We start from the raw sequence: 13,142 nt of genomic DNA on the forward strand, positions 1-13,142 counted from the left end.
AATTAGTCCTCGCGGATACTGTGGCAGAGATAATTGACGTCGATGTTTTTACTCAGACTGTAATGTTTGGTCAAAGGATTGTATTCCATGCCGCGCAGACTCTTCAGCAACAAACCGGCGTCACGCATCCAGTGATTCAGTTCCGAGGGTTTAATAAACTTGCGGTAATCGTGTGTGCCCTTGGGTAACATCTTCAACACATATTCCGCGCCGATGATGGAATACAGATACGATTTCGGGTTGCGATTCAGTGTCGAGAAAAATACATCCCCGCCGGGCTTAACCAGTTTTGCACATGCATCAATAATTGAGCCTGGATCGGGCACATGTTCCAGCATTTCCATGCACGTGACCACATCGTATTGACCTGCACGTTCCTCGGCCAATTGCTCGACAGGGATTTGGATATATTCGATTTCGAGATTGCTCTCGTATAAATGCAACTTGGCGACTTCGATCGGACCTACGCCCATATCGATGCCGGTCACTTGTGCTCCGGCCTTGGCCATGGATTCACTCAGGATGCCGCCGCCGCAACCAACGTCGAGGACTTTCATGCCCTTGATGTTGGCGTTTTTTGTGATGTAACCCAATCTTAGTGGGTTGATCTCGTGCAGCGGCTTGAATTCGCTTTCCGGGTCCCACCAGCGATAGGCGATGGTGTCAAATTTAGCGATTTCCTGTGGGTCGATATTGGCTTGCGTAGTTTCAGTCATCATGGATATCCGTGCTGTAAATCTTCTCTGCCCAGCTTTGAGCGCGACGGCGTATGGCGTCTTCGTCCATATGCAACAATGTGCGGTCTTTCAGGACCTGGTGGCCATTTATCCACACATCGCTGACGTTGTGGCGTGTGGCAGAGTATACCAGTTGCGAGATCGGGTGATATACCGGCTGGGTGCCGATATCGCTGAGATCGACGGCGACCACATCCGCGGCCTTACCCACCTTGAGAGACCCGGTGATGTCGTCTATACCGAGGGCCCGTGCGCCATTAATCGTGGCCAATTGCAGCGCCTGTTCCGCGGACAGGGCGGAGGCGTCCATACTTCCGACCTTTGCCAGTAGGGCGGCACTGCGCATCTCGCCGATCATGTCGAGGTCATTATTGCTGGACGAACCGTCGGTACCTAAGGCCACATTTACACCCGCTTTGAGTAGGGCTGGCACCGGACAAATGCCGCTGGCGAGTTTCATATTCGATTCCGGGCAGTGTATGACGTGAACACCATCCGCCGCACAACGGGCGATTTCGTCTTCAGTGAGCTGGGTCATGTGTACGGCTAATAAGCGTGGGCTACACAGGTTCAACTCTGCCAAACGTTCCAGCGGGCGTTTGCCCAGATTTTTCTCGCTTTCCATGACTTCAAATGCGGTTTCATGCACGTGTATATGGATAGGCATGTCCAGTTCTTCCGCCAGGGTGGCGATGCGTTTCAGCGGTTCATCGGACACGGTATACGGTGCATGGGGTGCGAATGCGGTGCGTATAAATTCGCTGTGGCGGTATTTGTCGTGGACGTCTAGTGCCTTGGACAGATACTCATCGGCATTGGCGGCCCATACCGTGGGAAAGTCGATAACGATTAAACCAACCGTCGCACGAAACCCGGCTTGCTCTGCGGCGCGGGCGGCGGCATCGGGGAAGAAGTACATTTCGTTGAAACAGGTGACACCGCTTTTGATGGATTCGGCGATGGCCAGTTGGGTGCCCTCGAAGACAAACTCCTCGCTGACCCACTTGGCCTCGGCCGGCCAGATGTGATTCTGCAACCATTCCATCAGCGGCAAGTCATCGGCGATACCGCGCATCAGTGACATACTCGCATGGGTGTGGGTGTTGATCAGTCCGGGTATGAGGATATGATCATCGAGTTTTTGCAGGTGTTTTGCGCTGTATTGTTCGTTGGCCTGGGAGGAAGGCAAAATGGCGACGATTTTTCCCTCGTCGATGACCAGGGCATGATTTTCCAGCACGGTGTGGGCAGGCTCGACGGGGATGACCCAGCGGGCGTGGAGTATGGTTTCAACTTTTTGCATAGGCGGTTTTGCTCCGGATTCCATAAGCTGGCCAAGTATAACGTAAGCATAGGCGTATGCCGGATTTTTCCGTATCATAGCCACCAATTCAAGCGAGGGGATGCATATGGCGGGTGAGCAGCAGTACGATACGATACGGGCCGTGGTTTGGGAGGACAACAAGCTCAAATTACTCGATCAGCGCCTCTTGCCTCACGAATACGTTTACAACACCTATACCAATGCCAAAGACACCGCTGACGCGATCCGCGATATGGTGGTACGTGGTGCGCCCGCAATCGGCGTAACGGCTGCCTATGCGGTGGTGTTGGCAGCAACTCATCGATTTGAAGTCTCGCCGCAGACCTGGCGTAAGGATATCGAAGAGGATTTGAGTGTGCTTGCTGCCTCACGTCCGACAGCGGTAAATCTGTTCTGGGCTATCGATGCCATGCGCACAGTCATTGCCGGCAATCCAGACAAGCCTATTGTGACTTTACTCGAAGCCGCCCGTCGTATTCACAATGAAGATATCACCGCCAATCGTAAGATGGGTGAGATGGGCTCGGCCAAGATGTTAGATGCGACTGGCGTGTTAACCCATTGCAATACGGGCTCTCTCGCAACCGGTGGTTACGGCACCGCACTCGGTGTGATTCGCAGTGCCTGGCGTCGTGGTCATTTGAAACACGTTTTTGCCGATGAGACTCGTCCTTGGTTGCAGGGTGCGCGGCTAACGGCGTGGGAGTTGGTGCAGGATGATATTCCGGTCACGTTGATTTCCGAAGGTGCGGCGGCACACTTGATGAAGCAGGGTAAGGTACAGTGGGTGGTGGTTGGTTCGGATCGCATTGCGGCGAATGGTGATGTGGCGAACAAAATCGGTACCTATAGTCTTGCGGTGAATGCGCGTCATCATGGTGTGAAGTTTATGGTGGTGGCACCGTCGACAACGGTGGATATGGATATTGCCAGTGGCGATGATATCCCCATCGAGGAGCGTTCTGAGATGGAGGTTCTGTGTCTGAATGGTCAGCGTATTGCGCCGGATGGGGCTACTGCATGGAATCCTGCTTTTGATGTGACACCTGCGGAGTTAATCGATGTCATCGTGACGGAGAAGGGGCTCGTTGAGAATCCGACGCCGGAGAAAATGGCGAAGATGATGTCTGTTGGGGATTAGTTTCGGTTTTTTTCTATTTTGCTGAACTTGATCGTTGAGCTAATGTTTTTTAACTTGCGTTTTGATATCTGTGACGACGTTGGTTATCTAGGAGAATTCGCATCCACTTGCCGATAACATTGTTCGTTCGTTTTTTTACGTCAATACTTCATGGTTTTTTTGCATGGCACGAACTTCAGCCGTACCGCTTTTTGCAGAATAGATTTCTGAACTGGGTTTCGCTCTAAAGTATAAGACGTTCCGCTAAAGTAAGCCTCTATTCGCTTTGAGTAAGAAGCGCTCGATTTTCTTTCCTTAAATTTCAATAGTTCACCGCTTACCACATTCTTTAAATGGTTTTGCATTGCAAACGAACTTGTTTCCCCAGTTGTAAACAAAAGAAAAAGAATTCCCGCTAAATCTAATAACTGATGGTTTTAGTTCGTTATAGTCTAAACCGGACGACGCTAAAATTTACTCCCGCGATATAAGGATACCGAATGGCAGAAAAGACAGTAAAACTGGGGTTGATGCCACCATTGAGTGGGTTAGTGGGTATCTATGGTAGTGATATTAGCCATGCCGGCCAGGTGGCATGTCAGGAGATCAACGAAAACGGGGGTGTGCTTGGCCTTCCGCTTGAACTCATTATCGAAGATGACGGGAGTTTGCCTGATAGTGCTGTGCTTGCCGCTGAGAAGTTGGTGGTTGAACACAAATGCGTTGCCATCATCGGCAATCTGCTTTCGAATTCAAGAATCTCCGTTGCTTACCGCGTTGCCGAGCCACACAAAATTCCCTATCTGAATTTTTCCTTCTATGAAGGCAGTATCTTGAGCCGCTATTTCTTCCACTATGCCGCATTACCCAATCAACAAATCGATCACATGATCCCCTACATGAAAAATACATATGGTCCTCGTATGTTTTTCGCGGGAAATAATTATGAATGGCCGCGGGGCTCGATACATGCGGCGAAAAAAATACTGGCCATAGCTGGCGGGACGGTGGTTGGAGAGGAGTATTGCCCGATTGGGGTCAGCAAGGACACCATAGAACGCTTGCTAGACGATGTGGAGAAAGAGGCGCCAGACGTGTTTGTGCCCTACTTTGCCGGAGCAGATCAAGTTTTGCTGCTTACGCGGTTTACGGAGCGTGGCTTAAAAGAAAAGATGGCAGTGGTTATGGGTCACTATGACGAAATGATGGCCAGCCAACTGGCACCGGAGGTGCGCGAGGGGTTTTATTCCAGCAATACCTATTTCATGACTATCGATACGCCAGAAAATAAGAATTACTTAACGCGACTGAGCAAACTTTCAGACATTGATGGTATATGGCCATATGGCAACGGCATACTGACAAATTTCGGCGAAGGGACTTATGCCTGTGTGAAGGCATTCGCAAAGGCCGCAAATGAGGCGGGATCGCTCGAATCTGAGGCGCTTGTCGAAGCCTTGCGCCGGGGCGTTGTAGAATCGCCTCAGGGGCTTATACACATGAATTCGGAGCATCACCATGCGAAGGTGAATACTTATCTTTCACGTTGTGATCGAGATGGTGTGTTCCAGATTATTGAGAAATTCGGTGCTATCGATCCGGTACTTCCTGAACGCTATAACCATCAGCGTATCACCCAGGACATTACACTAGAGGAGGAAATCCGATTACAAGCTCGGATGTTAGGGCAGTTGTCTGAAGCAGTCTTACTATTTGATGCACAAGACCGTTGCGTGATACATGCAAATGCGGGTGCGGAACGCATGTTTGGATACAAAAAGGGTGGAATGCTAGGTCTGCATTTGGCAAAGTTTAACGACCCGTTTGGTGATGATAGTTATTCGATATACGGTGAAATCATTCACGCACTGGAACGCAAGGGAGAATGGCATGGCGATATTAGAAATGCCCGTAGTGATGGCAATTTGTTTTGGTGTGCCTCGAGTGTGAGTGCGTTCACTCATCCGGTATATGGAGAAGTGTGGATGGCCGTTCATCGAGATATTGACGATAAAAAGACGGCAGAGGCCGATCTTCGCGAGGCGTCGATGCTTAATGAAAAAATCATTGGAGAGTCACCCATTGGTATCGCAATTTATGATGAAAGCGGTCAGTGCGTCGCGGCGAATGATGCAATAGCCCGTATGGTTGGCGCTAGTCACGAGGATGTACTGGCGCAAAACTATAATACGGTGCAGTCGTGGAAAGAAAGTGGTTTGCTCAGTTTGGTAAAGAGGGCACTGGCAAATAACCAGCGCGAACACATGGAGGCAAACGTAACGACTACTTTTGGAAATTCAGTATTTTTCGATTTTCGTATTGTTCCTTTTGATATGCAAGAAAAACTATTCTTGCTGCTTATGGCGGATGATGTAACAGAAAGAAAGGAAACGGAAAATGCCCTGATTCGAAGCGAAGCAATGCTTGAGAAGGCTCAACAGATCGCACAACTCGGACACTGGCGTTATGACCCAGAGCTGAACGAAGTCAGTGGTTCAGAGACTTTGTATGAATTGTTTGGTATTGACCGAAATGTTTCGGTACTCGACCATTTCTTTGATTCGGTACACCCGGATGATCGAGGGAAAGTCGCGGTACTTTTGCCAACAGCGTTGGAAACGGGTAAGGGTTGGGATATTGAATATCGCATCTATGGAAAAGAACAGCAAATAAAGTGGGTACACACTGTAGGTGACGTTGTTACGGACATGCAGGGAAACGTAAAAGAAGTTATCGGAACGGTCCAAGATATCAATATCCGTAAACTGGCACAGGCAGAACTAGCCAAACACCGTGATCATTTGGAAGAAATGGTGAAGGAAAGGACTAGGGCGTTACATGAAGCTCAGGATGAATTAGTACGTAGCGAAAGGCTCGCTACGCTGGGACAGTTAACAGCGACAGTTTCTCATGAACTGCGAAACCCATTAGGCGCAATCAGGCCAGCATTGTATTATTTAAAAAAGCGATTTTTTGATGTCGATGATGAACGTGCGACCGTAGCACTGCAACGTATCGATAGAAATGTAGCGCGATGTGACCACATCATTGATGAGTTGCTCGATTTTACTCGTATCACTGATCTCGACCGGCAATCAACAAACATTGATGCGTGGCTAAAGGAGATAGTAAATGAAATGGTCATCCCCGCAAAGATCTCTGTGTCTGTCGAACCTTGCTTGCAAGGCTTGGAAGTGAGTGTTGATAGTAATCGATTGCGCCGTGCTGTTATCAACGTGGTAGAAAATGCCTGTCATGCTCTACTTGACGAAACAAAGGAAGCAGGTCATATGGAAAACCGACAATTAAGAATTAGTACCAATAATTTAGAAGAGAAGGTTTCGATTTCTATCGCTGACAATGGCTGTGGTATACCGGAGAGTATTTTGGAGAAGGTTTTCGAGCCACTGTTTTCAACAAAGGGTTTTGGTGTTGGGCTTGGGATGTCAGCAGTGAAGCAGATTATGGAACAGCACGGTGGCGGCATATCTATTCAGAGTAAAGAAGGCGAGGGAACAACGGTTGAACTTTGGTTGCCAAAGTCAGAGAGCGTCGCGTATTCCAACCGTAGTGTTGCCTAGGGAGATTATAGGTTAGGCTTTATCCTTGAACAAAGTCCCAAGCATGTCATCCTCAGCCTGAATCATCTTCATCATAGCCTTGGCATGCTGCTCAGTAGAGATCAGATTGACTGCCTGTTCTTCAAGATTGACGTTAGAGCCCTCAAGAGCCCCTGATTGAATAGAGCCCGTGGTCGAGCTGTTATAGATAGGATCGCCAGAACTCGCTGACGCCGAGAATAAACCATCGCCCTCCTGGCTCAAGCCCTGAGGGTTAGAGAAACCCGCAACTGCTAAACGTCCAACCGTCACTGTTGAACCGTCTGCATACTCTGCGACGACATTACCTTCACCGTCGACGCTCAGGTTGGAAAGCTCAGCAACCTGGTTACCATCCTGGCTGATACCATTTACCGCAAAAGGAGAACCGGTCTGGGTGACATCATCGGCATTCACGTTCAAATTCATTGTGGCCGCGCCATTACTTGGCGTATAGCCCGGCAAGGAAACGCCACCGCTCGGTGAAGTCAGATTGCCTGAGGTATCAAACGTCAGTGTCTGCGCACCGCCGACAGGATTGCCGTCGACCTGGGTAAACATCTCCACCTGATTAGGTGTCGCAGTCTTACGGAAGAAAAAGTCTACCTGATGCTGGCTACCAAGACTGTCATACGCGGTTGTCGATGTCTGGTTGTTAAACGTCGCAGGATCCGTTGAATCGAAAGCACCGCTTGGCACTGACCCTGTCGCATCGATATTCAGATTGAGATTGATATTGCCTGTCGCTTGAGGCTGATGTGCGCCGGTGTTCACGTTCAGCGCCACCGGCGTGCCCGCACTTTGTGGCGTAAAGCCCATCAAGCGTTGGCCCTGGCTGTTAGTCAGATAGCCCTCGCGGTCAGCGGAAAAGGCACCAGCACGGGTAAAACTTTGTTTGCCATCGCGGCTGACCTGAAAATAACCATTTCCGCTAATAGCGAGATCTGTACCTATCGAGGTGTTTTGTATCACGCCGTTAGACGTGGAATTACGAATTCCGGATACTTTGACGCCCTGGCTATTCGGAACGGTCGTGTACTCCGCCCGAGCCTGCTTAAAGCCTGTCGTTTGACTGTTGGCGATATTGTTGGCCGTGGTACTCAAGCGCTTGTAGGCCGCATTGAGTCCGGTACTGGCTATCCGGGAAATCATGTTCACTAACCTCGGAATATAACTTCTCTATGTCGTATATCGGCCTATCTTCAGGATTTAAGAGGCTTTTGACGCGATTTTTTACTCGAAATGTGAACCGTACACGGTCTTAAGAAGGTAGCAAAATCAGGCGCTTCCGGAGGTAATTCTCGGTGAAAAGAAATTCCATAAAATCTGAGGGGAAGGAATCCGTGAGATGGCCATGAATTGACCAGATAAGGCTTGGAAAAGTAACCAAAAAAATGCAGTCGCGATGCGCTTTTGTGCTACAATCCCGTGGCTTTTGAATCGATCCCCGTCCAGGGGATTTTTATTCACGCTAATCACGGAAATGTTATTGATTTTATAGATGGATACATTCGCCAGAGAAGTTCTCCCCATCAGTATCGAAGACGAAATGCGCCAGTCCTATATGGACTACGCAATGAGCGTAATTGTAGGTCGTGCGCTCCCAGACGTCAGAGATGGTCTCAAACCTGTGCACCGACGTGTCCTGTTCGCGATGAGCGAGTTGGGGAACGACTGGAACAAACCCTATAAAAAATCTGCCCGTGTGGTCGGTGACGTTATCGGTAAATATCACCCCCACGGTGATTCCGCGGTATACGACGCGATTGTGCGTATGGCACAGCCATTTTCGATGCGCTATGTGCTGGTTGATGGTCAGGGGAACTTCGGTTCCGTCGACGGTGACTCACCCGCAGCCATGCGTTATACCGAGGTGCGTAAGGCCAAGATTGCCCATGAGTTGCTGGCTGATCTGGAAAAGGAAACCGTCGATTTTGTGCCTAACTACGACGAATCCGAGCGTGAACCGACGGTCTTGCCCTCGAAAGTCCCGAATTTATTGATTAACGGATCATCGGGTATCGCGGTAGGTATCGCGACCAATATACCTCCACACAATCTGCGAGAAGTGATCAACGCAATACACGCGTTGATTGAAAATCCTCAAATCGACTTGCAGGCAATTTTCAAACTTATTCCTGGGCCTGATTTTCCGACGGCTGGCATCATCAATGGTGCGCGCGGAATTTATGAGGCCTATACCACGGGCAAAGGGCGCATTTATGTACGTGCGCGCACCCATATCGAAACCGATGAAAACAACGGCAAGCAAACCATTGTCGTGACCGAGTTGCCTTATCAGGTTAACAAAGCACGCTTGTTGGAAAAGATAGCCGAGCTGGTTAAAGAAAAGAAAATTGAAGGTATTACCGAGCTGCGTGACGAGTCGGATAAAGACGGCATGCGCATGATTATCGAGCTGCGTCGTGGCGAGAACTCGGATGTGATGTTGAACAACCTCTATCAACACACCCAGATGCAGAATGTCTTCGGCATCAATATGGTCGCGCTAGTAGATGGTCAGCCGAAATTATTGAACATCAAGGCCATGCTCGAGGCGTTTATTCGCCATCGTCGTGAAGTGGTTACGCGGCGTACAATTTTTGATCTGCGTAAGGCGCGGGATCGGGCGCATATCCTCGAAGGTTTGGCTGTTGCGCTATCGAATATTGATCCGATTATTGCGCGGATAAAGGCCTCGCCAACTCCTGCCGAGGCCAAGATTGCCTTGATGGAGAACCCCTGGGAGCCAGGCGCAGTGACGGAAATGTTGGGGCGTGCTGGAGCACAATTGTCGCGTCCTGAAGAGTTGGGTGAACAGTTTGGATTGACCGATGCCGGTTATCGACTTTCCGATGCGCAGGCGCAAGCCATACTCGATATGCGTCTAAATCGCCTGACCGGTCTGGAAAAAGACAAGATCCTCAGCGAGTACAAAGAACTACTGCAACGTATCGAAGATTTGCTGGAAATTTTGAGCAATCCTGAGCGCCTGATGCAGGTCATCCGTGAAGAACTCGAATATATTCGTGAGCAATACGGTGACGAACGTCGTACCGAGATTATCTCTTCGCAGCAGGATTTACAGATCGAAGATCTCATCGAAGACGAGGCCATGGTGGTGACACTGTCGCATGCCGGTTATGTCAAAGCGCAACCTTTGAGTATTTACTCGGCGCAACGCCGTGGTGGCCGTGGCAAAGCGGCGGCAGCGACGAAAGATGAAGATTTCATCGATAAATTATTCATCGCCAATGCCCACGACACATTGCTATGTTTCTCCAGTCGAGGTCGTTTGTATTGGAAGAAAGTTTACGAATTACCCGTATCCAGTCGTACCTCCAGAGGACGTCCGATAGTGAATCTTTTGCCTTTGGAAGAGGGCGAACGTATCAACGCTGTGTTGCCGATACGCGAATATGGTGAAGGGGATTTTATTTTCATGGCGACCTCAAACGGTACCGTGAAAAAGACCCCATTACTCGAATTTTCTCGTCCTCGTGCGTCCGGCATCATCGCAATCGAATTGCATGAAGACAGCGTACTCGTCGGTGTGGATATTACCGACGGTGAAAGCGACGTTATGCTGATATCAAACGCGGGTAAGGCAATCCGGTTTAACGAGTCAACAGTGCGTCCAATGGGTAGAACGGCGGCCGGTGTTCGCGGCATGAAACTTGGTGAAGGTCAGCGCGTTATTTCCCTGATAATTGCCAGCGAAGGCATGGTGTTGACGGCGACCGAACACGGGTACGGTAAGCGTACGCCAATCAGTGATTTTCCGACGCATGGACGCGGTGGACAAGGCGTTATTGCAATACAAACCAGTGAGCGAAATGGTGAAGTCGTTAGCGCTGTTTTGGTTAATGAAGACGATGAAATTATGTTGATTTCTGATGGCGGAACATTGGTGCGTACTCGTATCGCCGAAATTTCGGCTATGGGTCGTAATGCACAAGGTGTACGCCTGATAAACCTCTCTGGTGAGGAATTGCTAGTTGGCGTCGACAGCATTTGTGAACTGGATGAAGAAGACGCGGAAGAATAGTAGGGAAAAGAATTCAATTTTTGGAGTAAGAGAAGTGAGCAGAGTATTCAATTTCAGCGCGGGTCCGGCAATACTGCCAGAAGAAGTTTTGCAGCAGGCAAGGGAAGAGTTAGGCGATTGGCAGGGCAGTGGCATGTCTGTTATGGAGATGAGCCACCGCGGTAAAGAATTTATGGCGATTGCTGCTCAAGCGGAAGCTGATCTGCGTGAATTGATGGCTATACCGTCAAACTACAAAGTCTTGTTTCTGCAAGGTGGCGCTAGCACCCAGTTTTCCATGGTGCCGATCAATTTGCTCAATGGCAAAAAATCTGCTGATTATGTACTCACGGGCAGTTGGGGAAAGAAAGCCATTTCTGAAGCCAAGCGTTACTGCGAAGTCAACACAGTCGCCAGCAGTCTGGAACAGAAATTTTCAACGGTTCCTGATTTCAACAGCTGGAAACTGAACAAAGATGCGGCATATCTGCACTACACGCCAAATGAAACCATCGAAGGCGTTGAGTTCGACTTCGTTCCACAGACAGGCGATGTACCCTTAGTCGTGGACATGTCATCCAATATATTGTCTCGCCCTATCGATGTCTCAAAATTTGGCGTTATCTACGCCGGTGCACAAAAGAATATCGGACCAGCAGGATTGACCATAGCCATCGTTCGCGACGATTTGATAGGCAATGCCATGCCGAACATGCCGGTTATGATGGATTACAAAATTCACGCGGAAAATGAATCCATGTATAACACTCCGCCAACTTATAGCTGGTATATTGCAGGTCTGGTCTTCCAGTGGTTGAAGCGCAATGGTGGATTGAGTGCCATGGCTGCGGTTAACGACCGCAAAGCAGCGCGTCTGTATGCGGCCATTGATGGTAGTGATTTTTATGCTAATCCCGTTGAAAAGCGTTATCGTTCCTGTATGAACGTACCGTTCACACTGGCCGATGCTGAACTCGATGCAACTTTCTTGTCGGAAGCAAAAGCGGCTGGTTTGGTAACGCTTAAAGGCCATCGTTCTGTAGGCGGTATGCGCGCCAGTATCTATAACGCGATGCCTGAGTCAGGCGTTGATGCGCTGGTGGGTTTTATGGCGGATTTCGAAAAGCGTCACGGCTAGAAAACAGAATCAGAGGGGAGTGACGAATATGTACAAAGTGTTAACACTCAATAATATTTCGGTAAAGGGGCTGGAGCGTTTGCCACGTAGTCATTATGAAGTGGCCTCTGAAATTCAACACCCCGATGCCATTATGTTGCGCTCTTTCAAAATGCATGACATGGATATTCCGTCGACACTGAAGTGTGTCGGTCGTGCTGGTGCAGGCGTCAACAATATTCCTGTCGAAAAAATGAGTGGCAAGGGTATTCCTGTCTTCAATGCTCCAGGTGCAAATGCCAACGCCGTAAAGGAATTGGTCATTGCGGGAATGTTATTGGCAGCACGTAATATCTGCCGCGCCTGGGATTACACACTTCGTTTGGAAGGTGATGATGCCACACTGAACAAGCTGGTGGAGCAAGGTAAGAAAGAATATGCAGGTTTTGAACTGGCTGGAAAGACGCTAGGTGTTATCGGACTCGGCGCTATCGGTCGCCAGGTTGCCAATGCTGGCATTGCGCTTGGTATGGATGTTATCGGTTTTGATCCAGGTATCACTGTTGAAGGCGCATGGCAGTTGTCTGCCAATGTGGAAAAGGCGAGTAGCGTAGACGATTTATTGTCTCGCGTGGACTTTGTCACTTTTCATGTTCCATTGGTAGACGCGACGAAAAATCTGATTAACGCGGATCGTATTAAGTTAATGCGCGATGGTGTCACCATACTGAATTTTGCCCGTGGTGGAATCATAGATGACCAGGCCGTCATTGACGCCTTGGGTCGTGGAAAAATTAAGGCCTATGTTACTGACTTTCCCTGTAACCTGACCAAAAACGTGCCTAATGTGATCAATCTTCCACACTTGGGTGCATCGACAGAAGAAGCGGAAGACAATTGCGCTGTAATGGTTGCCGATCAGATCAAAGACTATCTCGAAAACGGAAACATTGTTAATTCCGTTAACTTCCCGGAAGTTGTGATGCCGCGCAGTGAGGGTGTACGCCTGACGCTGGCCAATCGAAACGTGCCTAATATGGTGGGCCAGATCACCACTTGTCTGGCCAATGCGGGAATCAACATCAACGATTTGTTGAACAAATCCCGTGGTGATATCGCTTATACCTTATTGGATGTGAATCAGAAGCCGAGTGATGATGTAGTGGCTTCTTTGTCTTCCATTGAGGGTGTGCTTAATGTGAGAGTGCTTGGCTAGTC

Annotated in this window: 8 protein-coding genes; 5 read left to right on the forward strand and 3 right to left on the reverse strand. The window is 49.2% G+C overall.

Annotated elements, in window-relative coordinates; all coding sequences use genetic code 11:
* Positions 1-2: 2 nt before the first annotated feature.
* Both ubiG and OEZ43_19235 read right to left on the reverse strand, forming a co-directional pair.
* The gene (gene ubiG / locus OEZ43_19230) at positions 3-716 is read right to left on the reverse strand and encodes a bifunctional 2-polyprenyl-6-hydroxyphenol methylase/3-demethylubiquinol 3-O-methyltransferase UbiG (GenBank protein MDH5547716.1); all 714 of its coding nucleotides are present in this window, start codon (positions 714-716) and stop codon (positions 3-5) included.
* Positions 709-2,040, reverse strand: coding sequence for a TRZ/ATZ family hydrolase (locus OEZ43_19235; GenBank protein MDH5547717.1), 1,332 nt, complete (start codon positions 2,038-2,040; stop codon positions 709-711). The genes ubiG and OEZ43_19235 overlap by 8 nt, the downstream gene beginning before the upstream one ends.
* Positions 2,041-2,146: 106 nt before the next feature.
* Here OEZ43_19235 and mtnA point away from each other — a divergent pair, with 106 nt between their 5' ends.
* Positions 2,147-3,202 (forward strand): S-methyl-5-thioribose-1-phosphate isomerase, encoded by a 1,056-nt coding sequence (gene mtnA, locus OEZ43_19240; protein MDH5547718.1) that lies wholly within the window; start codon positions 2,147-2,149, stop codon positions 3,200-3,202.
* Positions 3,203-3,681: 479 nt separating this feature from the next.
* Positions 3,682-6,762: a transporter substrate-binding protein gene (locus OEZ43_19245; protein ID MDH5547719.1), complete on the forward strand. Its 3,081-nt coding sequence runs from the start codon at positions 3,682-3,684 to the stop codon at positions 6,760-6,762.
* A 12-nt stretch (positions 6,763-6,774) separates the two neighbouring features.
* On the opposite strand, the gene OEZ43_19250 is transcribed toward OEZ43_19245, so the two are convergent.
* Positions 6,775-7,932 carry a flagellar hook protein FlgE gene (locus OEZ43_19250; protein ID MDH5547720.1) on the reverse strand — a complete coding sequence of 386 codons (1,158 nt, stop codon included), beginning with the start codon at positions 7,930-7,932 and terminating at the stop codon, positions 6,775-6,777.
* Positions 7,933-8,281: 349 nt separating this feature from the next.
* On the opposite strand from OEZ43_19250, the gene gyrA reads away from it, so the two are divergent.
* From gyrA to OEZ43_19265, 3 genes are read left to right on the forward strand one after another with little or no spacing between them, the layout of a single operon-like run.
* The gene (gene gyrA / locus OEZ43_19255; GenBank protein MDH5547721.1) at positions 8,282-10,828 is read left to right on the forward strand and encodes a DNA gyrase subunit A; all 2,547 of its coding nucleotides are present in this window, start codon (positions 8,282-8,284) and stop codon (positions 10,826-10,828) included.
* A 34-nt stretch (positions 10,829-10,862) separates the two neighbouring features.
* On the forward strand, positions 10,863-11,945 hold the full coding sequence (gene serC, locus OEZ43_19260) for a 3-phosphoserine/phosphohydroxythreonine transaminase (GenBank protein ID MDH5547722.1): 1,083 nt from the start codon (positions 10,863-10,865) through the stop codon (positions 11,943-11,945).
* A gap of 28 nt (positions 11,946-11,973) precedes the next feature.
* Entirely contained in the window at positions 11,974-13,140 is a 1,167-nt protein-coding gene (locus tag OEZ43_19265; protein MDH5547723.1) for a phosphoglycerate dehydrogenase, read from the forward strand.
* Positions 13,141-13,142 lie beyond the last annotated feature (2 nt).

The sequence above is a fragment of the Gammaproteobacteria bacterium genome (genome assembly GCA_029881255.1).
In the GTDB taxonomy this organism is placed as follows: Bacteria; Pseudomonadota; Gammaproteobacteria; order S012-40; family S012-40; genus JAOUMY01.

Coding starts and splice junctions, on each gene's coding strand:
- ubiG (MDH5547716.1), bottom strand. CDS start 716: ATGACTGAAACTACGCAAGCCAATATCGACCCACAGGAAATCGCTAAA.
- OEZ43_19250 (MDH5547720.1), bottom strand. CDS start 7,932: ATGATTTCCCGGATAGCCAGTACCGGACTCAATGCGGCCTACAAGCGC.
- OEZ43_19265 (MDH5547723.1), top strand. CDS start 11,974: ATGTACAAAGTGTTAACACTCAATAATATTTCGGTAAAGGGGCTGGAG.
- OEZ43_19245 (MDH5547719.1), top strand. CDS start 3,682: ATGGCAGAAAAGACAGTAAAACTGGGGTTGATGCCACCATTGAGTGGG.
- mtnA (MDH5547718.1), top strand. CDS start 2,147: ATGGCGGGTGAGCAGCAGTACGATACGATACGGGCCGTGGTTTGGGAG.
- OEZ43_19235 (MDH5547717.1), bottom strand. CDS start 2,040: ATGCAAAAAGTTGAAACCATACTCCACGCCCGCTGGGTCATCCCCGTC.
- gyrA (MDH5547721.1), top strand. CDS start 8,282: ATGGATACATTCGCCAGAGAAGTTCTCCCCATCAGTATCGAAGACGAA.